Below are 18,543 nucleotides of genomic sequence, written 5' to 3'. Positions count from 1 at the left end.
ATGGCAGATATATGGTCAAATTATTAGCAGTTGCTTCAGGTGGAGGTCATTGGGTGCAGTTACGTCGACTCCAACCTGCATTTGAAGGGGCCCAGGTTACTTGGATATCTACTCAGCCTGATTATAAACATGAGGTAGGTGGCAATTTCTATAGTGTTAGCGATGCTAGCTTATGGGATAAGTTAGGATTATTGAAAATGTTCTTACAGATTGCATGGCTAATCATGAAAATCAGGCCAGATGTGGTGATCACAACCGGCGCGGCTCCGGGCTTTGCTGCCATCGTGCTTGGTAGAGTTTGTGGTGCTAGAACAATTTGGCTAGACAGTATTGCGAATTCTGAGACTTTATCGACCTCTGGACAAAAAGCAAAACGGTGGGCGCATGTTTGGCTGACGCAATGGTCACATTTATCAACCGCGGAAGGGCCCGACTTCTGGGGAGCTGTGTTATGATTTTCGTCACTATAGGAACTCAACTTCCTTTTAATCGTCTGATTAAAGCCGTGGATGCTTGGGCTGAAAATAACCCATCTGTCAAGATTTTTGCTCAAATCGGACCAGATGCAGCTATTCCTAAATTCATGGAGCATGTGGAGTTTGTGCCGCCTTCTCAAGTGACAGGCTTGATGAATGAAGCAGAGTTGATTGTCTCTCATGCTGGTATGGGTTCTGTGTTAACTGCTTTGCGTTACCAACGCCCAATTCTCATTATGCCGCGTAAGGCATCTCTGGGTGAGCATAGAAATGATCATCAAATGGCAACTGCCCGCTGGTTGAGCGATAGGCCAGGGGTAACAGTATGTTGGGAGGAAATGGATCTTGCAAAGTTACTCGACAATCGTCACAAGCAATCTACTGGCCCGCAGCTATCAGAATTTGCAACAGGTTCCTTGGTTGAAAAACTTCAAGCATTCATTCATCGCTAAAATGAAAACTAATAACTTCATTATAAGAAATTGTCTTCAGGCGTTGAAGGCCGCAACCATGATTTTCATGCTTGTTGGAATCTCGCAAGTCAACCAGGCATACGCTGCCGATATTTCTTGGTTCAGCCCTTGTGCTGAATTTGATGTTATTCGTTTCGACTCCGGTTTCGAAGAGAATTTTAGTATTATTGAAGGCGAGGGTGGCCTACGAGCTAATATTAATGTGGTTCAGGCGCCTACTCCTTGTTGCCAGGATGCTAAGGCACTCAGGAGTACTTTAGCCTTTGGCAAGATGAACTTCGAATACGAAGGGGGATCATCAACAGATCGAGGTTCTGAGATTATTACGGATCCATTCAATCCAAATAATAAGGTGCTTGCATTCTGGATACGCAACCCAAATGTGATGGGGCCGAAAGGTTTTGTCAACAAGGCGCGAGTTCAGACGAATATATACAATAATAAAGGTATAAAGCGGATCAAGATGACGGCTCGACTTTTCCTGCATCCGGATTTCAATCTGCTGAGTAGCTATCCATCAAAAATTGAATGGTTAACCCTTTCTGAGTGGTGGAATAATGCTTCTTGGTCCAAGGAAAATTATCCATTCCGAATGAGTTTAAATCTTTATAAGGACGCCGGTAATGCACCTTTGTACTTCCAGGTGCATGGGCAAGCATTGAACACAACGACGAATAAGTGGGATAGAACGGTCTGGAGTACCACTAATAAGCAATTTCCAGTTCCTATAGGAAAATGGGTAACGCTAGAATATGAGATTGTTGAAGGAGGAAAAGATAAGGGTAGGTTTGTATTATCCGTGACGCCTGATGGGGAGGAAAAACTTGTGGTTCTCGACGTTCATGATTTTACCCACCATCCTGATGACCCTAATCCTGATGGTTTCAATCACTTCAACCCATTGAAGTTGTACACTTCGGTCCCAATCGTCAATTTTTTGACTACACGTGGAGCTATGCTGCAATTATATTGGGACGATTTCAGTATAGTTGGTGCACCTAATTAGGGAAATGCATCAATCTCTTGAGCTTTACAGTTTATTATTGAACAGGTAAAAAAATGAAAATTGCTGTTGCTGGTACTGGTTATGTTGGTCTTTCGATTGCAGTACTTTTGGCGCAAAAAAATGAAGTCGTAGCACTAGATATTATTGAGGAAAAAGTAGAGATGCTTAACAATAAGCAATCTCCTATTGTGGATGCTGAAATTGAGCACTACTTAAAACAAGTTCCTCTTAATTTGCAGGCGACAACAAATAAGCGACAGGCTTATTTGGATGCTGAATATGTAATTATTGCAACGCCAACAGATTATGATCCAGAAACGAATTATTTTAACACTCAATCAGTTGAGGCTGTAATTCGAGATGTTATGGAGTTTGCTCCTAATGCAGTAATGGTAATTAAATCCACTATTCCAGTGGGGTATACTACGAGAATTAGCCAAGAACTTGATTGCAAAAACCTAATTTTCTCACCTGAATTTCTACGTGAAGGTAAAGCGCTTTATGATAATTTGTATCCTTCACGTATTGTTGTAGGCGAGGTCTCAGATCGTGCCCAGAAATTTGCTCAGTTACTACAAGAGGGAGCTATAAAGCAGGATATTCCAGTATTGCTGACTAATAGTGCTGAAGCTGAAGCTATCAAATTATTTGCTAATACTTATTTAGCAATGCGGGTTGCCTACTTTAATGAGTTGGATACTTATGCATTGACTCATGGATTAGATACGCGCCAGATTATAGAGGGTGTTGGTCTTGACCCTCGTATTGGTAATCACTATAACAATCCTTCGTTTGGGTATGGAGGTTATTGTTTGCCCAAGGATACTAAACAATTATTGGCAAATTATAGTAATGTGCCGCAATCCTTGATTAATGCAATTGTTCAATCAAATACGACACGTAAGGATTTTGTCGCTGATATTATTGTTCGAAAAAAACCTAAAATTGTAGGTATTCATCGACTTATTATGAAAAGTGGTTCTGATAATTTCCGCGCATCTAGTATTCAAGGAATTATGAAGCGAATTAAAGCAAAAGGGATTGAAGTCGTGGTTTATGAGCCCGTGTTGGACGCTGATAATTTCTTTAATTCTCGAGTTATCCGCGATATAGATGAATTTAAGCGCTCGGTAGATGTAATTGTCGCTAATCGTCTAACTCGGGAACTTGAAGACGTTAAGGACAAAGTATTTACTCGAGATTTATTTGGTAGCGATTAATAATCATTAGCTGAATTTTTCCTATTGCAAATGCCTCCCCATTTTTAGACTGGGGTTGCATTTGTTTAAAGGAACTCTGACTCACTCATTACCTGAGTCAAAGCGTCCTGCCATGATGGTAGTGATAGACCTTTAAACGTTGTTAAGAGTTTTGCTACGCTCATGCGGGAGTTCCTGGGGCGATGGGCTGGAGTCGGATACTCTTTTGTTGTAATGCTATTCACATTTTTCAATGTAGTGTTAAGGCTTGGCCATCCATTTTTTTCCTGTAGCTTGGTATATTGCCTGATAATCTCTTGCGCAAAACCATGCCAACTTGTTTCACCTGTATTGACTAAGTGATAAATGCCTATTGTGCTATCTTGCCATTGTTGCAAGACTGTAACCGTAGCATTTCCAATAGAATTACTTGAGGTCGGTGCTCCAAATTGATCTGCTACTATATTTAAGCTATTGCGTTCTGCAGCAAGTCTGAGAATAGTGCGTATGAAATTATTGCCATGAACACCATAGACCCAACTAGTTCTAAAAATGAGGTGTCGGCCGCCGACTGCTTGTATAGCTTTTTCTCCGGCCAGTTTGCTTGCTCCATATACACTTAAAGGCAAGGTTTCATCTGTTTCAGTGTAAGGGTCCGTTTTTGTTCCATCAAATACATAGTCTGTTGAGTAGTGTACGAGCAACGCGCCTAGTTTTTTAGCTTCCTCTGACAGGACGCCGGGAGCTATACCGTTGATCGCATAGGCAAGTTCTGGTTCTGATTCTGCCTTGTCTACTGCGGTATATGCTGCGGGGTTGACGATCAGGTTTGGTTTGATTGTTCGTACGATGTTGCGGATATGGTCTGGCTTTGACAAGTCCAGCTGATCGCGACCGAGCGCGATGGTTTCTCCCAGGCATTGCAGTTTGGGATAAAGGGCGTGGCCTACTTGGCCATTGATGCCAGTGAGCAGGATTTTATTGAAGGTCGCCATTATGCAAACAGCTCTGCTTGGTTAATGCTGAGGCCTTGTTGGTCCTTCATGGATAGCAAAGGCGCTGTGCCGATATCCGGCCAATGAATTTCAATTGCATGATCATTCCAGCTAATGCATCGTTCATGCGCAGGCGCATAGAAATCTGTGGTTTTATATAGAAATTCAGCGGTGTCGGATAAAACTAAAAATCCATGCGCAAAGCCTGGCGGTATCCACATTTGTTTCTTGTTCTCACCTGAGAGGTATTCTCCAACCCATTGTCCAAAAGTCGGGGATGAGCGGCGGATATCGACTGCAACATCAAAAACCTCGCCAGCAACAACACGAACAAGTTTGCCTTGCGCTTGTTCGATCTGGTAATGCAGGCCTCTCAATACACCTTTGATTGATTTTGAGTGGTTATCTTGTACAAAGTCGAAGTGCTGACCTACTGCTTGCTCAAATACCTTTCGGTTGAAGCTCTCGAAGAAAAAGCCGCGATCATCCCCGAATACTTTGGGTTCAATAACGAGGACATCAGGGATAGAGGTTGGGATGATTTTCATTAAAAGATTTTTTCTTTCAGCATTCTGATCAGGTATTGACCATAGCCATTCTTGAGGTAAGGCTGGGCGATTCTTTCAACATCTTCGGCACTGATATGGCCTTTACGGTAGGCAATTTCTTCTGGGCAGGCTACCTTGAGGCCTTGTCGTTTTTCTATGGTTTCGATGAAGAGGGAAGCTTCCAGAAGAGATTCATGCGTACCCGTGTCCAGCCAGGCATGACCACGGCCCATCAGCTCCACGTTGAGTGTGCCTTGGGCTAGATAGGTTTTGTTGACGTCGGTAATTTCAAGCTCGCCACGTGGAGATGGTTTGAGGCTGGCGGCAATGTCTACTACGCGATTATCATAGAAATACAGGCCGGTGACGGCATAGCGCGATTTGGGTTCCTTGGGCTTTTCTTCAAGGCTGATGGCCTGTCCGGCATCGTTGAATTCCACTACGCCATAGCGCTCAGGGTCGTGCACAGGGTAAGCAAATACGGTGGCACCATCCTGCCGTTTGTCTGCATGTGCAAGATCATGTCCAAGGTCGTGCCCGTAAAAGATATTATCTCCCAGCACAAGGGCGCTTGGACTGTTGCCTATAAAGTCTTTGCCAATAATGAAGGCTTGTGCCAGGCCGTCTGGTGATGGTTGAACTGCGTAGGTGATGTTGATGCCCCATTGGCTGCCATTGCCCAGGAGCTGTTCAAAGCGAGGTGTGTCCTGCGGTGTGGAAATCAATAGGATATCGCGTATCCCTGCCAGCATGAGCGTGGACAAGGGATAGTAGATCATGGGTTTGTCATACACTGGCAGCAGTTGCTTGGATACTGCTTGGGTTACCGGGTAGAGCCTTGTGCCGGAACCACCAGCGAGGATAATGCCTTTTCTCATGCTGCGCTTCCGCTATATTGCTTGCTGACCCAGTTGCGGTATTCACCGCTGGTAACATTATTAACCCAGGCTTGGTTTTGCAGATACCACTCCACGGTTTTTCTGATGCCGGTTTCAAAAGTTTCTGCCGGCTTCCAGTTCAGCTCACGTTCAAGCTTGGTTGCATCAATGGCATAGCGCCGATCATGGCCTGGTCGATCTTTGACGAAAGTAATTTGCTCCTTGTAACTCTTGCCATCCGCTTTGGGGCTGAGTTCATCAAGAATGCTGCAGAGAGTCTGCACCACATCGAGATTGGCTTTTTCATTCCATCCTCCCACATTATAGGTTTCACCCAACTTGCCTGCTTCCAACACGCGGCGAATGGCGCTGCAGTGATCCTTGACGAATAACCAGTCGCGGATTTGCTGACCATCACCATAGATGGGCAAGGGTTTGCCAGCCAAGGCATTGAGCAGGCAAAGGGGAATCAGTTTCTCAGGGAAATGGTAAGGACCGTAATTATTGGAGCAATTGGTCGTCAGCACCGGTAACCCATAAGTGTGGTAGTAGGCGCGTACCAAGTGATCTGAAGCTGCCTTTGATGCTGAATAAGGGCTGTTAGGCGCGTAAGATGTGGTTTCGGTAAATGCCGTGTCATTAGGCCCGAGAGTACCGTAAACCTCATCTGTGGAAACATGCAGAAAGCGGAACTGAGGTTTTTCTTTTTCTGCTGGATTGGCTTCTGCCAAGGCATTCCAGTAGGCGCGTACTTCTTCCAATAGATGAAAAGTGCCGACCACATTGGTTTGGATAAAGTCTTCAGGATCATGTATGGAGCGGTCAACATGGCTTTCGGCAGCGAAGTTGATAACTGCTCGGGGTTTGTGTTCCGTCAGCAACCTGGATACTAAAGTGCGGTCGCCAATGTCACCATGCACGAAAATGTGATTGGAATTGTCTTTAATCTCAGCCAGATTGTCTAGATTGCCAGCGTATGTCAATTTATCAAGTGAAACCACCTTTCCAAGACCAGCGTTTATCCAATCTAATACAAAATTGCTTCCAATGAAACCAGCGCTGCCTGTGACAAGAATAAGATTATTTAACATTGTTTTTCTTCAGAAGCATTAAATGCATGACGTTATGAAACTAAAAGCGGCTGCGAGACGTAATCGGCTTGAATTGCGCTAATATATACATAGATGCCATATACCTGAAGGTTGAATTCCATGAGAAACAATTTCTGTGTAGCTTTGGGATGCATTATTTTATCTACTTCATATGCTTATGGGGAGGTTTATAAGACGGTTAATCCTGATGGGACTATTACTTATTCAGATAAGCCTTTGATTGGTTCGGAAAACCTAAAATTATATCCGGGCACTAGTGGTGCTTCCAAGGCAAAAAAATCTACTGTGCAAGAGGTTAATGGAGTCAACGAATCTGATGCAATGAGTCAACAAACCGTCCCCAGTGTTAGTGCTGTGCCTAGATCCAGCAGTATCCAGCGATCCACAGGAAGCACAGGAAGCACAGGAAGCACAGGAAGCACAGGAAGCACAGGAAGCACAGGAAGCACAGGAAGCACAGGAAGCACAGGAAGCACAGGAAGCACAGGAAGCACAGGAAGCACAGGAAGCACAGGCAGCACAGGCAGCACAGGCAGCACAGGCAGCACAGGCAGCACAGGCAGCACAGGCAGCACAGGCAGCACAGGCAGCACAGGCAGCACAGGCAGCACAGGCAGCACAGGCAGCACAGGCAGCACAGGCAGCACAGGCAGCACAGGCAGCACAGGCAGCACAGGCAGCACAGGCAGCACAGGCAGCACAGGCAGCACAGGCAGCACAGGCAGCACAGGCAGCACAGGCAGCACACTTGAGTGTAGATAGTAGTATTGGAGATATGTTTTGATCTTAGTAACAGGCGGTACAGGCTACATAGGTTCCCACGCATGCGTGGAGTTGATTAATGCGGGTTATGAGGTGGTGGTGCTGGATAATTTCAGCAACAGCCAGGCGCATATTGTTGACCGCATCAAGCAAATCACGGGCAAGGCGCCTGAGCTGGTTGAAGGGGACGTGCGCGATGAAGCGTTGTTGCGTGACTTGTTTTCCAAGCACCCGTTCAAAGCGGTGATGCATTTTGCCGGGCTCAAGGCGGTGGGTGAGTCGGTTGCCCAGCCTTTACGCTATTACGATAACAACGTGGCGGGCAGCGTCACGTTGCTGCGCGTCATGCAGGCATACGGCGTCAAGCAGTTTGTCTTCAGTTCTTCCGCCACCGTTTATGGTGATCCCGCCAGCGTGCCTATTCGTGAGGGCTTCCCGTTGTCGGCGACCAACCCTTACGGAGCGAGCAAGCTGATGGTGGAGGATATCCTGCGCGATTTGGCAGCATCCGATCCGGAGTGGCGCATTGCCATCCTGCGTTACTTCAATCCTGTTGGGGCGCATGAAAGCGGCCTGATCGGTGAAAATCCGAATGGCATTCCCAACAACCTTATGCCTTACATTACCCAAGTGGCGCAAGGCCAGCGCGAGTATCTCTCCGTGTTTGGCAGCGACTACCCGACGGTGGATGGCACTGGCGTCCGCGACTATATCCATGTGGTGGACCTGGTGGTCGGTCATTTGCGTGCCCTGGAACGGCTGAACAAGGAAACGGGGGTGTTCACATGCAACCTCGGCACTGGTCAGGGATATAGCGTGCTGGAGATGATCAAGGCCTTTGAAGATGCTAGCGGCCGTACTGTTCCTTATCAATTGGTTGCGCGCCGTCCAGGCGACGTGGCGGCGAGTTATACCGATCCCGCATATGCCGAACAGGCATTGAATTGGAAAGCGACGCGCGGCATCGGGCAGATGTGCGTGGACAGTTGGCGCTGGCAGCAAAATCTCGCCCAGAAGAGCTAATGTTGTGCGGGAAAGCGCTGTTTTTGAGCTGGCGTGATGCTTGTGGTGCAGATTTTTTTCAGTCTACATCATCAAATTTTCTAACTTGTTGATTGTCATGGTAATTTTTTGATATAAATTTCTGGCCTGCTTATTGCTTCTCCTCTCTGGTCTTTACCTTGATGGGAGATGTAATGATGAAACGCTTTGTAATGAAGTGGTTGGTAGGTGCATTGATGCTGGTCATGATGACAGCAGCCAATGCAGCTACCAAGGTTGATGAGGTCGGCTATCTTTACGCTGACGGCGGCTTGCCTAGTGATGCTGTCTTTTCTCACAACCTTGATGCGGGTGTTTATGAGTTGTCCTTGCTGGATTACGGGTTTCCGGTTGCATTTGTAGACGGGAGCTTCGGCATCAGTATATTCAGCGGGGCCACGCTTATCAGCACATTCTATGGTTCCGGCACTTTCCTTCTGCCTGAGCTGACTGCCGGTTCTTATCTGTTCAGTGTGTTTGGCGATGCGAACAATGGCGTTGGAGTCGGCGCTTTCGGCTTTACCGTCTCATTGGTGCCGGAAGCTGACACTTGGGCGTTGCTTTGCGTAGGGATAGGCTTGCTGGTGGCTTACACCTCACGCCGCAGAACGCCTGCTATTTCTGATAAAGCATAAGGACCGGATCATGAAAAAATTATTGAATGCAGTCAAATATCTGCTGGTGGCATTGACCTTCTCTGGCAGCATGGCGGCGCAGGCCGCACCGGTGTTCGAGGTGGATGCCGCGACCACGATCCCGGGTATATACAAATACAATGTGGCATTGCTGGCCGGCGATTATTCACTGACGCTCGAGGACGTGGATAGCAGCTTTTCCTGGCTGGGCGTGACGATCGGGCAAGGCGCAACGCAATTCGGCACCTTGAACTTGCTGGGCAGCGTGGACGAGGGTGTATTGAACTTCTCCATTGCCAACACCGGCATTTATACCGCTTTGCTGTTTGCCCAGGGTAGCATCGGTCCTGTCAACCTGGCGATTACTGCCGTGCCTGAGCCGGAGGTGGCCGCCATGTTGATGGCCGGGTTGAGCCTGGTTGCCTTCAGCGCGCGACGCAGGCGCAAACTGTAATAGCGTCCGACATCCAGTCATTGTAAGATTCATGGGAGCTTCGGCTCCCATTTTTATTGGTTTGGATAGGGACAGGATAAGGCTGACGTGCGATATTTACTGATGTTCTGCTTGATGCTGCAAAGCCTGGGAACGCTGGCGGGTGAGGCAATTTCCCTGCGCACCCCTAATAGGGATGGCTACAATCTGCAGCCGGAGAATGTGGCGGTAGTGGTGAATACCGATCAGCCGGAAAGCGTGCAGGCCGGGGAATATTACCTCAAGGTACGCCGTATCCCGGCGGACAACCTCATCAAGGTCAGTATTCCCGGCAGCCCGAAGAAGCTTAGCGCGCAGTATTTCGGCCAGCTCAAACAGGAGATCGACGCCCAATTGCAGCCCAGGCACCAGGCCATCGTCATGATGTGGACTGCTCCTTATGCCGTGGAGTGCAACTCGATCACCTCCGCCATCACCATGGGTTTCGATCCCGCGCAGTGCGCCAATACCTGCGCGCCTGCCAAGCATCCCAGCCGTTATTTCAATTCGCGCTCGCTCAAGCCGTTCAATGACATGGGGTACCGCTTGTCCATGCTGTTGCCGGTGCAGTCGTTCGAGGATGCCAAGGCCTTGATCGACCGCGGTTTCGCCAGCGACTACAGCGCGCCGGCGGCCACCGCGTATTACCTGACGACATCGGACAAGAACCGCAGCAGCCGTGCCTTGTTTTTCCCGCCTTCGGGCAAGGTGGCGCAGCGCTACCTTGAGATCAAGAACCTCAAGGCTGACAGCATCCGCGACGTGCAGGATGTCATGATCTACCAGACAGGGCTGGTGAAAGTGCCTTTTCTCGAGACCCTGCAGTTTTTCCCTGGCGCGCTGGCTGACCACCTGACTTCTGCTGGCGGAGATTTGCTGGGCAATGGCCAGATGAGCAGCTTGCGCTGGTTGGAGGCGGGCGCGACGGCAAGCTACGGCACGGTGTCCGAGCCTTGCAATCATTGGCAGAAGTTTCCCAACCCGGCTGTGTTGCTCAAGCATTACCTGTTGGGCGCCTCGGCTATCGAGGCTTACTGGAAAAGCGTGGCCTGGCCGGTGCAGGGGGTGTTTATCGGCGAACCGTTGGCCTCGCCTTACAAGCGTTAGGGGCGGCTAACAAACCTCTCCTTGAGTCGTTGCTCTGTCTTGTCGTACTGCTGTACTGCCTGCTGCGGAGCGTCTAGCCAGGATCGCTTCGCTGAGGCTTGTTAGCCGTCCCAGTTCGTGTGCGTGTTGTGGTGCCAGTCGCCTCTATGCGATAATCGGCAGCTAAATTGATTGCGCAAGCAAAAGCCGTTTGACGGCTTTTGCTGTTTATTGGGTAGGGATATATGCCAGTTATTCGTTTGCCAGACGGTTCCGAACGCAAGTTCGACGAACCTGTGACTGTCGCGGAAGTCGCGATGAACATCGGTGCCGGTTTGGCGCGGGCCGCATTGGGCGGCAAGGTCAATGGCAAGGCCGTGGATACCTCGTATCAAATCACGGGCGACGCGGATCTGGCGATCATTACCGACCGCGACGCCGAGGGGCTGGAAATTATCCGCCATTCTACCGCGCACTTGCTGGCGCAAGCGGTCAAGCAATTGTTCCCTGAAGCCCAGGTGACTATCGGTCCAGTGATCGACAATGGCTTTTATTATGATTTCTCCTACAAGCGCCCGTTCACGCCCGAGGATTTGCAGGCGATCGAAGCTCGCATGCAGGAGCTTGCCAAGCGCGACATCCCTATCGTGCGCACCGTGATGGAGCGCGGCGAGGCGGTGGCCTATTTCAAGTCGATCGGCGAGCAATACAAGGCGGAAATCATCGGCTCTATCCCTGCCGACCAGGAAATTTCGCTCTATACCCAGGACGATTTCACCGACCTGTGCCGCGGCACCCATGTGCCTTCCACCGGCAAGCTCAAGGCGTTCAAGCTCATGAAGGTGGCGGGGGCTTACTGGCGCGGCGATTCCAACAACGAAATGCTGCAGCGCATCTACGGCACGGCCTGGGCCAAGAAAGACGACCTTGATGCCTATCTGCACATGCTGGAAGAGGCGGAGAAGCGCGACCATCGCAAGCTGGGGCGCCAGCTCGATTTCTTCCACATGCAGGACGAAGCGCCTGGCATGGTGTTCTGGCATCCGCGCGGCTGGGTGATCTGGCAGGAAGTCGAGCAATACATGCGCAACATGTTCCGCGACTTCGGCTACCAGGAAGTGCGCACCCCGACCATCATGGACCGGGTCATGTGGGAAAAGTCAGGGCACTGGCAGAATTACCACGACAATATGTTCACCACCGCCTCGGAAAACCGTGATTATGCGGTCAAGCCGATGAACTGTCCCGGCCACATCCAGATATTCAATAGCACGCTGCACAGCTATCGCGACCTGCCGTTGCGCCTGGCCGAGTTCGGTTCCTGCCACCGCAACGAGCCGTCGGGCGCTTTGCACGGCCTGATGCGCGTGCGCGGCTTTACCCAGGATGACGCGCATATCTTCTGTACTGAAGACCAGGTCAAGGACGAGGTGGCAGATTTCATCGTCATGCTCTACAAGGCCTACAAGGATTTCGGATTCAACGAGGTGCTGGTCAAGCTGTCTACGCGGCCTGCAAAGCGTGTGGGCACCGACGAAGCCTGGGACAAGGCGGAAGAGGCGCTGGCCGTGGCTCTCAAGCAGAACAACCTTGAATTCGAGTTGCAGCCTGGCGAGGGCGCGTTCTACGGTCCCAAGATCGAGTTCACCCTGAAGGATAGCCTGGGCCGCTTGTGGCAATGTGGCACCATCCAGCTCGACTTCAACCTGCCGGAACGCCTGGGAGCGGAATACGTCGATGAGGACAACTCCCGCAAGCATCCGGTCATGTTGCATCGCGCGATCGTCGGCTCCATGGAGCGCTTTCTCGGCATCCTGATCGAAAATCATGCGGGCGCGATGCCGGCCTGGCTGGCGCCGGTGCAGGCCATGGTGCTCAATATCAGCGACGGGCAGGCTGCATATGTCGCTTCCGTGGTCGAGGAATTGCGGAAAAATGGCTTCCGCATCGATTCGGACTTGAGAAATGAGAAAATAACCTATAAAATCCGCGAGCATAGCTTGCAGAAGCTGCCTTACCTCCTGATTGCAGGTGAGCGCGAAATGCAGACTGGTCAAGTGGCCGTGCGTACCCGCAAGGGCGAAGACTTGGGTTCAATGCCGGTAAGCGCTTTCATTGAGCGCTTGAAAAACGACATTGCCGACAAGGTCTAGGATGCCTGCGCGAGTAGCGCGGTCTATTATTTTGGCCTTCGATATTAAATAACGGGAGATTTTGCGATAGCTCAGGAAAAGGAATTACGGATCAATGGCGATATTACTGCGCCACAGGTTCGTCTGGTTGGGGTGGATAACGAGCCGTTAGGCATCGTCAGTCTGAATGAAGCATTTGCAAAGGCCGAAGAGGTGGATACCGACCTGGTCGAGATTGCGCCGCAGGCGAGCCCGCCTGTATGCCGCTTGATGGATTACGGCAAATTCAAATATGCCGAGAGCAAGCGTCAGCATGAAGCGCGCCTCAAGCAAAAGCAGGTGCAGGTGAAGGAAGTCAAGTTCCGTCCCGGTACCGATGAGGGCGACTACCAAGTCAAACTGCGTAACCTGATTCGTTTCCTGCAGGAAGGTGACAAGGCGAAGGTGACCTTGCGCTTCCGTGGCCGTGAAATCACTCACCAAGAGATTGGCCTCGCGTTGCTGAAGCGGGTTGAGGCGGATTTGACAGAACATGCGGTGGTGGAGCAGTTTCCCAAGATGGAAGGCCGCCAGATGGTGATGGTGTTATCACCGCAAAAGAAAGCAAAGCCTTGAGGCCCTCGGGCGGCAAGGCTTGTGAGTAGTAAGCAGTAAGGAAGCGGCGACGCGGCCAAAGGCATGCCCGATCGCTCTTTTTTCAATATCCCTTTTAGGAGAACAAAATGCCAAAGATGAAGACCAAGAGCAGCGCCAAGAAGCGCTTCAAGTTCTTGGGAAATGGCAAGGTGAAGCGTACCCACTCCCACCTGCGTCATATCCTGACCAAGAAGACCACCAAGCAGAAGCGTAACCTGCGCGGCACGGCCATTATTTCCTCAACCGACGTCAAGCGCGTACGCGCCATGATGCCAACTCAATAAGGAGATAAGAGATGCCTAGAGTAAAGCGTGGTGTCATTGCCCGTGCGCGTCACAAGAAGGTTCTGAACGCTGCCAAGGGTTATCGCGGTCGTCGCAAGAACGTCTACCGCATCGCCAAGCAGGCGGTGATGAAGGCTGGTCAATATGCTTACCGTGACCGCCGTCAGAGAAAGCGTCAATTCCGCGCACTGTGGATCGCACGTATCAATGCCGGCGCCCGTGAGTATGGCTTGACCTACAGCCGTTTCATCAACGGCCTGAAGAAGTCCGCGGTTGAAGTCGACCGCAAGGTGCTGGCCGATCTGGCAGTGTTCGACAAGCAGGCGTTTGCCAAGTTTGCCGAACTTGCTAAATCCGGTCTCGCCGCTGCCTAAGCAACAGCAATAAGAAAAGGAGGCCTCGTGCCTCCTTTTTTTTCCGGGTTTTTCCACAAGCGGCCATGTCCGTCGATGACATATGGCATTAAACATAGTGGTCGTTTATGAAAGCATCCGTGAGGACAACACCATAATATGCAAAATCTAGATCACATCATCAGCGAGGCGCAGCAGGATTTCGCAGCCTGTGCCAGCATCGTCGACCTGGAGCAGGCCAAGGCGCGCTATCTCGGCAAGAGTGGCAGCCTGACAGAGGCCTTGAAGGGCCTTGGCAAGCTGTCCGCGGAAGAGCGTCCCGCAGCAGGCGCGGCCATCAATGTCGTCAAGCAGCAAGTCGAATCCGCGCTCAAGCAACGCCGCGATGCGATCCTGCAGGCGGAGCAGGACCGCCAGCTGGCCAGCGAGACGATCGACGTTACGCTCCCCGGTAGGAGTGCCGGTACAGGAGGGCTGCATCCGGTATCGTTGACCTTGAGGCGCGTGGAAGAACTGTTCCGCTCCATCGGCTTCGAAGTGGCGGAAGGCCCTGAAATCGAATCCGATTTCTACAATTTCACCGCGCTCAACATCCCGGAAGACCACCCTGCGCGTGCGATGCATGACACGTTCTATGTCGACGACAAGCATGTGTTGCGCACCCATACCTCGCCTGTGCAGGTGCACTATATGCAGGACAAGGCGCCGCCGCTCAAGATCATTGCGCCGGGCCGCGTATATCGCGTCGATTCCGATGCCACGCATTCTCCTATGTTCCACCAAGTGGAAGGTTTGTGGGTGGACGAGCACATCAGCTTCGCTAACCTGAAGGGCGTGGTGCAGGACTTCCTGCAGCGCTTCTTCGAGCGTGACGACTTGCAGGTACGTTTCCGCCCGTCCTTCTTCCCATTCACCGAGCCTTCTGCGGAAATGGATATGAGCTGGAACGGCGGCTGGCTGGAGATCGGCGGCTGCGGCATGGTGCATCCCGAAGTGTTCCGCCATGTCGGCATCGACAGCGAAAAATACCGCGGCTTTGCCTTCGGCCTCGGCGTGGAGCGCCTGACCATGCTGCGGTACGGCGTCAACGACCTGCGCCTGTTCTTTGAAAACGATTTGCGCTTCCTCAAGCAATTCGCCTAGCCCTTACTTCTGGACAGATCAACACTATGCAATTTTCCGAACACTGGCTGCGCCAATATGTAAATCCTGCCCTGGAGAGCCAGGGCCTGAGTCACGCCCTGACCATGGCGGGGTTGGAGGTGGAGGAGCTGGAGCCGGTCGCTCCCGGGTTCACCAAGGTGGTGGTGGCTGAAATCATCAGCGCCGAGAAGCACCCGGATGCAGACCGCCTGCAGGTGTGCAAGGTCAATGTCGGTAGCGGCGAACCACTGCAAATCGTCTGCGGCGCGCCTAATGCCCGCGCCGGGCTCAAGGCGCCTTGCGCGCTGGTGGGCGCAGAGCTGCCCGGCTTCAAGATCAAGCAGGCCAAGGTGCGCGGCGTAGAATCCTTCGGCATGATGTGTTCCGCCAAGGAGCTGGGTTTGGCCGAGGAAAGCGACGGCATATTGGAACTGGCTGCCGATGCACAGGTCGGCCAGGATATCCGCGCGCTGTTCGACCTGGATGACAAGCTGTTCACGCTCAAGCTCACGCCCAACCGTGCCGATTGCCTCAGCATTGCCGGCATCGCACGCGACGTGACGGCGTTGACAGGCGCGCCATTGGCCTTGCCCGAAATCACTCCTGTCCCGGTCGCCCATGCGCAGCAGCTGGCTGTCAGTGTGGCCGAGCCGGAGGCTTGTCCGCGCTATGCGGGCCGCCTGATCCAGGGTGTCGACGCCACCGCCGCAACGCCGGATTGGATGGTGCGTAAACTCGAGCGCAGCGGTATCCGCAGCATCAGTGCGATTGTCGATATCACCAACTATGTGCTGCTGGAGCAGGGCCAGCCCCTGCATGCCTTTGATGCGAGCAAGCTCCAGGGCGGCATTCAAGTACGCTATGCGTACAATGGCGAGGAATTGCTGTTGCTCAACGGCCAGCAGGTCGCCCTGGGCGACGACATGTTGGTGATTGCGGACGACAAGGCTCCCCTGGCCCTGGCCGGCATCATGGGCGGCGAAACCAGCGCGGTCGGTGACGCCACCCGCGATATTTTCCTCGAAAGCGCTTTCTTCGCGCCCGCCGTGATCGTGGGCAAGGCGCGGCGTTTGAATTTTTCTACCGATTCTTCTTACCGTTTCGAGCGTGGCGTCGATTTCGGCAATACCCTGCAAGCCCTGGAACGCGCGAGCCAATTGGTATTGGAAATCTGCGGCGGGCAGGCGGGGCCAATCACCGAGGCGTTGCATCAATTGCCTGAGCGCAAGCCGGTGCGCCTGCGCCTGGCGCGCCTGAATTCCGTATTGGGAATCGTCCTGGATGCGGCGGCGGTCGGCACGTTGCTCGAGCGTTTGAGTTTCAAGTTTGCCGCGGTGGAGGGCGGTTTTGAAGTGACTCCTCCCAGCTACCGTTTCGATATCGAAATCGAGGAAGACCTGGTCGAAGAGGTCGCCCGCTTGCACGGCTACGACAATATCCCGGCATTGGCGCCGCATGACGAGCAGCGTATGCTGCCTTTGCCGGAAGCCAGGCTGAACCGGAACCGGCTGCGCGATACGCTTGCGGCCAGCGGCTATCAGGAAATCGTCAGCTACAGCTTCGTCGATGAAAGCTGGGAACGCGATTTCCTTGGCAATGCCAGCCCGATCGCCCTGAAAAACCCGATCGCAAGCAATCTGAGCGTGATGCGTACAGGCTTATGGGCAGGCTTGATGGAGACCTTGATCTATAATCTCAACCGCAAGCAGGAGCGTGTGCGCCTGTTTGAAATCGGCTCGGCTTATTTCGCCGAGGAGGCCGCCTACCGCGAGGTCGGGCGGATATCCGGCTTGGCCTATGGCAGTGCGGAACCGGAGCAGTGGGCCGCGGCTGCTCGCGAGGTCGATTTCTTCGACGTGAAGGCCGAAGTGGACCGCTTGGCAGGAGGGCGCGTGCAGTATGTTGCTGCGCAGCATCCGGCATTGCACCCGGGCCAAACGGCCCAGATCCTGCTGGATGGCTTGCCAATCGGCTGGATAGGAAAGTTGCATCCCAAGTGGCAGCAGCATTACCAGCTGCCGCGCAGTGCGATCTTGTTTGAGCTGGATGTGGAGCCATTGTTGCAGTCCAGCGTGGCATCCTATGTGCAGGTCGGCAAGTTTCCTCCAGTGCGCCGCGACATTGCCGTGGTGGTCGATGAGGCGGTCCCAATCCAGTCATTGCTGGATACCATGCGATCCAGTAAAAATGCGTTGATTAGTGACATTGCGCTGTTTGATGTTTATCAGGGGAAAGGCATCGCTGAAGGGAAGAAAAGCCTTGCATTTCTTGTGCTTATGCAAGATACTCAAAAGACTTTGACCGATGCAGAAGCCGATGCAGTGATAGCCGGGTTGCTGGATTTGTTGGCTCAGCGACACGGTGCAGCATTAAGAAATTAGAAAAAGTAGTAGGGAAGGGTTTTGCATGACATTAACAAAAGCTGATTTGGCTGATTTACTGTTTGAACAAGTGGGGTTGAACAAGCGCGAAGCCAAAGACATGGTGGAAGCATTCTTCGAAGAAATCCGTACTGCCCTGGAAGCTGGCGACAGCGTCAAGCTCTCGGGTTTCGGCAATTTCGAGTTACGCCAGAAGTCCGAGCGTCCAGGCCGCAATCCCAAGACAGGCGAAGAAATCCCGATTACCGCTCGCCGCGTCGTGACTTTCCATGCCAGCCAGAAGCTCAAGAGCAAGGTAGAGGAGGCATATGCCGGAGCAAGCGCCTAAGGTCCAGCTCCCGCCGATTCCCGCTAAACGCTATTTCACCATTGGCGAAGTCAGCGAGCTGTGCGGGGTCAAGCCTCATGTATTGCGGTACTGGGAGCAGGAGTTTACCCAGCTCAAGCCAGTGAAGCGCCGTGGCAACCGCAGGTATTACCAGCATCATGAAGTTCTGCTCATCAGGCGCATACGAGAGTTGCTTTACGAGCAGGGCTTCACCATCAGCGGGGCACGCAACCGCCTGGATGAAAGCGGCGGCAACGCATTGAGCCGCGACGTGGAATTCAGCGCAGGGCTGGCCGTGAACGCGCAGCTCCCGGCAGCTTCCGTGGACGTAGCAGCGCCCGGCGTCGATCTGGCAGCGTTGCGTTCGGAACTGCGTGAAGTATTGAGCTTACTCAGCCAGCATTAACAAATCCCCGTTTTCCCCTGTGCTAAATCCAGTATTTTCGATATAATCTCTTTCTCGCTCCCGGCCTTGCCGGAAGCGTAGGTTCGGGGCGTAGCGCAGCCTGGTAGCGTACTTGCATGGGGTGCAAGGGGTCGTGTGTTCGAATCACACCGTCCCGACCAAAAATCTATTAGCCAGTTATTCTGAATTGAGTAACT

General features: G+C 52.1%; 21 protein-coding genes, 1 tRNA gene and 1 pseudogene. 19 read left to right on the top strand and 4 right to left on the bottom strand.

Translation table 11 applies throughout. From position 1 onward, the window contains the following. Positions 1–11 precede the first annotated feature (11 nt). Genes ACWXTG_RS07070 through ACWXTG_RS07055 form a run of 4 tightly spaced genes read left to right on the top strand, consistent with a single transcriptional unit; the run spans position 12 to position 3,175 of the window. Entirely contained in the window at positions 12–455 is a 444-nt protein-coding gene (locus ACWXTG_RS07070) for a hypothetical protein (protein WP_480221170.1), read from the top strand. Continuing rightward, positions 452–928, top strand: a complete 477-nt coding sequence (locus ACWXTG_RS07065; RefSeq protein WP_480221169.1) for a glycosyltransferase — start codon at positions 452–454, stop codon at positions 926–928. The genes ACWXTG_RS07070 and ACWXTG_RS07065 overlap by 4 nt, the downstream gene beginning before the upstream one ends. Further along, the gene (locus tag ACWXTG_RS07060; protein ID WP_480221168.1) at positions 897–1,955 is read left to right on the top strand and encodes a hypothetical protein; all 1,059 of its coding nucleotides are present in this window, start codon (positions 897–899) and stop codon (positions 1,953–1,955) included. Before ACWXTG_RS07065 ends, ACWXTG_RS07060 begins: the two co-directional genes overlap by 32 nt. Before the next feature lie 53 nt (positions 1,956–2,008). Then, on the top strand, positions 2,009–3,175 hold the full coding sequence (locus ACWXTG_RS07055) for a nucleotide sugar dehydrogenase (RefSeq protein ID WP_480221167.1): 1,167 nt from the start codon (positions 2,009–2,011) through the stop codon (positions 3,173–3,175). A 65-nt stretch (positions 3,176–3,240) separates the two neighbouring features. Here ACWXTG_RS07055 and rfbD read toward each other — a convergent pair whose 3' ends face one another. Genes rfbD through rfbB form a run of 4 tightly spaced genes read right to left on the bottom strand, consistent with a single transcriptional unit; the run spans position 3,241 to position 6,666 of the window. Beyond that, on the bottom strand, positions 3,241–4,149 hold the full coding sequence (gene rfbD, locus ACWXTG_RS07050) for a dTDP-4-dehydrorhamnose reductase (RefSeq protein ID WP_480221166.1): 909 nt from the start codon (positions 4,147–4,149) through the stop codon (positions 3,241–3,243). Beyond that, positions 4,149–4,697 (bottom strand): dTDP-4-dehydrorhamnose 3,5-epimerase, encoded by a 549-nt coding sequence (gene rfbC / locus ACWXTG_RS07045; RefSeq protein WP_480221165.1) that lies wholly within the window; start codon positions 4,695–4,697, stop codon positions 4,149–4,151. Before rfbC ends, rfbD begins: the two co-directional genes overlap by 1 nt. Next, positions 4,697–5,575, bottom strand: coding sequence for a glucose-1-phosphate thymidylyltransferase RfbA (rfbA, locus tag ACWXTG_RS07040; protein ID WP_480221164.1), 879 nt, complete (start codon positions 5,573–5,575; stop codon positions 4,697–4,699). Before rfbA ends, rfbC begins: the two co-directional genes overlap by 1 nt. Further along, on the bottom strand, positions 5,572–6,666 hold the full coding sequence (gene rfbB, locus ACWXTG_RS07035) for a dTDP-glucose 4,6-dehydratase (protein WP_480221163.1): 1,095 nt from the start codon (positions 6,664–6,666) through the stop codon (positions 5,572–5,574). The genes rfbA and rfbB overlap by 4 nt, the downstream gene beginning before the upstream one ends. Before the next feature lie 120 nt (positions 6,667–6,786). Between rfbB and ACWXTG_RS07030 the strand changes: the two are divergent. The 15 genes and pseudogenes from ACWXTG_RS07030 to ACWXTG_RS06960 form a co-directional block, all read left to right on the top strand. Further along, positions 6,787–6,948, top strand: a pseudogene (locus tag ACWXTG_RS07030) (DUF4124 domain-containing protein); the annotation flags it as partial. 88 nt (positions 6,949–7,036) lie between these two features. Further along, entirely contained in the window at positions 7,037–7,471 is a 435-nt protein-coding gene (locus ACWXTG_RS07025) for a hypothetical protein (RefSeq protein ID WP_480221256.1), read from the top strand. Then, positions 7,468–8,472, top strand: coding sequence for a UDP-glucose 4-epimerase GalE (galE, locus tag ACWXTG_RS07020; RefSeq protein WP_480221162.1), 1,005 nt, complete (start codon positions 7,468–7,470; stop codon positions 8,470–8,472). The genes ACWXTG_RS07025 and galE overlap by 4 nt, the downstream gene beginning before the upstream one ends. Positions 8,473–8,645: 173 nt before the next feature. After that, a complete protein-coding gene (locus tag ACWXTG_RS07015) occupies positions 8,646–9,125 on the top strand; it encodes a hypothetical protein (protein ID WP_480221161.1) in 480 nt (159 codons plus the stop codon). A 10-nt stretch (positions 9,126–9,135) separates the two neighbouring features. Continuing rightward, positions 9,136–9,579 (top strand): PEP-CTERM sorting domain-containing protein, encoded by a 444-nt coding sequence (locus tag ACWXTG_RS07010; RefSeq protein WP_407993901.1) that lies wholly within the window; start codon positions 9,136–9,138, stop codon positions 9,577–9,579. Between the two features lie 87 nt (positions 9,580–9,666). Then, positions 9,667–10,704 carry a TIGR03790 family protein gene (locus ACWXTG_RS07005; RefSeq protein WP_480221160.1) on the top strand — a complete coding sequence of 346 codons (1,038 nt, stop codon included), beginning with the start codon at positions 9,667–9,669 and terminating at the stop codon, positions 10,702–10,704. A gap of 224 nt (positions 10,705–10,928) precedes the next feature. Then, entirely contained in the window at positions 10,929–12,836 is a 1,908-nt protein-coding gene (gene thrS, locus ACWXTG_RS07000) for a threonine--tRNA ligase (protein ID WP_480221159.1), read from the top strand. A 48-nt stretch (positions 12,837–12,884) separates the two neighbouring features. Then, positions 12,885–13,430, top strand: a complete 546-nt coding sequence (infC, locus tag ACWXTG_RS06995; RefSeq protein WP_473234718.1) for a translation initiation factor IF-3 — start codon at positions 12,885–12,887, stop codon at positions 13,428–13,430. Positions 13,431–13,537: 107 nt separating this feature from the next. Beyond that, positions 13,538–13,735, top strand: a complete 198-nt coding sequence (rpmI, locus tag ACWXTG_RS06990) for a 50S ribosomal protein L35 (RefSeq protein ID WP_011480222.1) — start codon at positions 13,538–13,540, stop codon at positions 13,733–13,735. Positions 13,736–13,746: 11 nt separating this feature from the next. Next, positions 13,747–14,109, top strand: a complete 363-nt coding sequence (gene rplT, locus ACWXTG_RS06985) for a 50S ribosomal protein L20 (RefSeq protein ID WP_011480221.1) — start codon at positions 13,747–13,749, stop codon at positions 14,107–14,109. A 138-nt stretch (positions 14,110–14,247) separates the two neighbouring features. Further along, positions 14,248–15,231 carry a phenylalanine--tRNA ligase subunit alpha gene (pheS, locus tag ACWXTG_RS06980; RefSeq protein WP_309566585.1) on the top strand — a complete coding sequence of 328 codons (984 nt, stop codon included), beginning with the start codon at positions 14,248–14,250 and terminating at the stop codon, positions 15,229–15,231. Between the two features lie 26 nt (positions 15,232–15,257). Then, positions 15,258–17,612, top strand: a complete 2,355-nt coding sequence (gene pheT / locus ACWXTG_RS06975) for a phenylalanine--tRNA ligase subunit beta (protein ID WP_480221158.1) — start codon at positions 15,258–15,260, stop codon at positions 17,610–17,612. 25 nt (positions 17,613–17,637) lie between these two features. Then, entirely contained in the window at positions 17,638–17,940 is a 303-nt protein-coding gene (locus ACWXTG_RS06970; protein ID WP_226757146.1) for an integration host factor subunit alpha, read from the top strand. Continuing rightward, a complete protein-coding gene (locus ACWXTG_RS06965) occupies positions 17,921–18,346 on the top strand; it encodes a MerR family transcriptional regulator (protein ID WP_480221157.1) in 426 nt (141 codons plus the stop codon). Before ACWXTG_RS06970 ends, ACWXTG_RS06965 begins: the two co-directional genes overlap by 20 nt. A gap of 84 nt (positions 18,347–18,430) precedes the next feature. Continuing rightward, a tRNA-Pro gene (locus tag ACWXTG_RS06960) sits at positions 18,431–18,507 on the top strand. Positions 18,508–18,543: the final 36 nt, after the last annotated feature.

It is taken from the genome of Methylobacillus sp. DLP286, from assembly GCF_056636515.1.
This window is presented reverse-complemented; position numbering and strand designations above follow the sequence as displayed.